The 2,210-nt window shown below is 68.1% G+C and carries 4 protein-coding genes; 3 read left to right on the forward strand and 1 reads right to left on the reverse strand.

The features are described from left to right. Nucleotides 1-95: 95 nt before the first annotated feature. Complete coding sequence (locus MKK65_RS14960) at nucleotides 96-671, reverse strand: gluconokinase (RefSeq protein ID WP_243958580.1); 576 nt, start codon at nucleotides 669-671, stop codon at nucleotides 96-98. Between the two features lie 176 nt (nucleotides 672-847). Between MKK65_RS14960 and MKK65_RS14965 the strand changes: the two genes are divergently transcribed. From MKK65_RS14965 to MKK65_RS14975, 3 genes are all read left to right on the forward strand, one after another. Continuing rightward, nucleotides 848-1,099, forward strand: a complete 252-nt coding sequence (locus MKK65_RS14965) for a DUF3072 domain-containing protein (RefSeq protein WP_058193625.1) — start codon at nucleotides 848-850, stop codon at nucleotides 1,097-1,099. 230 nt (nucleotides 1,100-1,329) lie between these two features. Continuing rightward, nucleotides 1,330-1,581: a Flp family type IVb pilin gene (locus MKK65_RS14970; protein ID WP_082643342.1), complete on the forward strand. Its 252-nt coding sequence runs from the start codon at nucleotides 1,330-1,332 to the stop codon at nucleotides 1,579-1,581. 191 nt (nucleotides 1,582-1,772) lie between these two features. Further along, a partial coding sequence (locus MKK65_RS14975) for a polysaccharide biosynthesis/export family protein (protein WP_243958582.1) occupies nucleotides 1,773-2,210 on the forward strand: 438 nt, incomplete at its 3' end.

The raw sequence follows: 2,210 nt of genomic DNA on the forward strand, positions 1-2,210 counted from the left end.
GCGGCGAGCCGCTTGTCGTCGGTCACCAGCGTGCCGTCCACATCGGAGATGACCAGGGCGATTCCGGTCGCCTTCTGTGCGTCCGTTGCCATCGCTCAGCTCCGTTCGGCTCGGGTGTGGGCTTCTTCGGCGAGCTGCGCCACGACGCGGTCGGCGATGACCTCCGGCGGCGCATCGATCCCCACGCTGATCGGGTGCTCGTCGGGGCCGGGGGCTTCCAGGGTGGCGAACTGGCTGTCGAGCAGGCGGGGTGACATGAAGTGGCCGTGCCGCTCGGCGAGGCGCCGGGCAACCACGGCCCTGTCGCCGTCCAGGTAGACGATGCGCACGCGCCGGTTTCCGTGTGTGAGCACGTCCCGGTAGGCCCGGCGCAGGGCCGAGCAGACGACCACCCCGGATTCCCCGGCCGCGAGCCGGTGCTGGATCCAGACCGCGATCCGGGCCAGCCACGGGGCGCGGTCCTCGTCGTCCAGGGCGTGGCCGGCGTGCATCTTGGCCACGTGCTCGGGGGTGTGGAAGCTGTCGCCGTCGACGAAGATCCAGCCGAGTCGTTCGGCGATCAGGGCGCCGACGGTGCTCTTGCCCGAGCCTGAGACGCCCATCACCACGAGGACCTGCGCTGCGCTGGCCGCCGCTTCGGCCGCGTTCTGAATCCGCTTCTCCGAGGCCATCGGGATCCCCGTGCTCAGGGGCGCAACCGCGCGCCGCGCGCTTCATCAATAGGACCGGGGGACGGGAAGGAAAGGTTTCTGGGGAACACCGGTCCTGCCGCGATATCCGCCGGAACCCCGGGGAGGGCGCCGCGTTCTCATTGGCGAGTGCGGAACATTTCAGGAACGAGAATCCCATGGCCAAGGCAGCGGACAAGCACGACGCGACCCAGGAAAACCCGAAGACGGATCCGAAGGATGTCTCGAACCAGATCAAGGATCCGGATCAGTGGACCACCGGCGGTGAGCCGATGACCGGGGCGCAGGCTTCGTATCTCAAGACTCTGTCGGAAGAGGCCAAGGAGCCGGAGGCGTTCGACGCCGAGATCGACAAGGCCGAAGCGTCCAAGCGGATCGATGATCTGCGCCACAAGGCCGGCCACGCCTGAGTATTTTCTTCATTGGCTCTGTAGCTCGGGGATATCCCGGTTCTACACGGATGCTTCAGAGGGGGTCGGGACCTGTCCAGGTCTCGGCCCTTCGATGTTTCGGAGTGCAGTGCTGAAAACGCCTCGTTTCGCGGACTCTCTTAAGCCCGTGGCAATGGGCGCTGCGCTAGACACTGCCTGTGCGGCGCGTCCGTCCAGGTGGACGCGTGCAACGGGAGTCGGAGTTACGGATGGCTGAGCCGAGCTGCGACAGGCCAGGGACGCGTCTCGGACGATCCCGTTTCTATGCCCGCGCCCGCGCCTGGCAGGCGCCCACCCGCGCCGCGCGGTTCGCCCGCGATGCACGAGGCTCCACGGCGATCGAATATGCCATGATCGGCGCCCTGATCTTCGCCGTCGTGGCGGGCAGCATCCGGTATTACGGCTCCCGAATGGTCCCGATCTACGATCAGATCAGCACGACGGTGACCCAGGCCAACTGACCCCGGTCGTCCGCCGCCTGATCCCGGCACATGCCGCACATTTATCCCGCGTCTGCCCCGAAAAAGCTGTGCTTAGCGAGGATGAAACCGGCCTCTCGCCCGTCGCGGGCGGAGTGTGGCCCACCCGCTACGGACACCCTAGCCGCTATGGGCTAGGCACGGGCTCGGCAAAACCGATGGGCAACATCTGGATGCGCAAACTTCCCCTCGCTCTGCTCGCCATGACGGCGATGTCGGGCTGCACGTATCTGCCCGCGGCGGGGCCGACGGCGAGCGCGATCGAGGCGGGCGCGGAAGTCGCGACGGCCGACGGGGGCGTGCTCGCCCGCTACGAGATCATCGACGTCACCCCATCCGTGATCGAGGCCCTGCGCGGACGCCCCCTCGACAGCCTGCTCGCCTCCTTCGGCGACCACCGCCCGTCCACCGAGCCGGTGATTGGCATCGGCGACATGGTCTCGGTCTCGGTCTGGGAAGCCGGATCCGGTGGCCTGTTCTCCGGGCCGCTGGTCGCCGACCGGTTCTCCGCCGGCTCCAAATCCGCCCTCATCCCCGAGCAGCCGGTCGGCCGCGACGGCGCGATCTCGGTGCCCTATGCCGGGCGCATCAAGGTCGCCGGACGCCGGCCC

Source organism: Methylobacterium sp. J-001 (assembly GCF_022829565.1).
Taxonomy (GTDB): Bacteria; Pseudomonadota; Alphaproteobacteria; order Rhizobiales; family Beijerinckiaceae; genus Methylobacterium.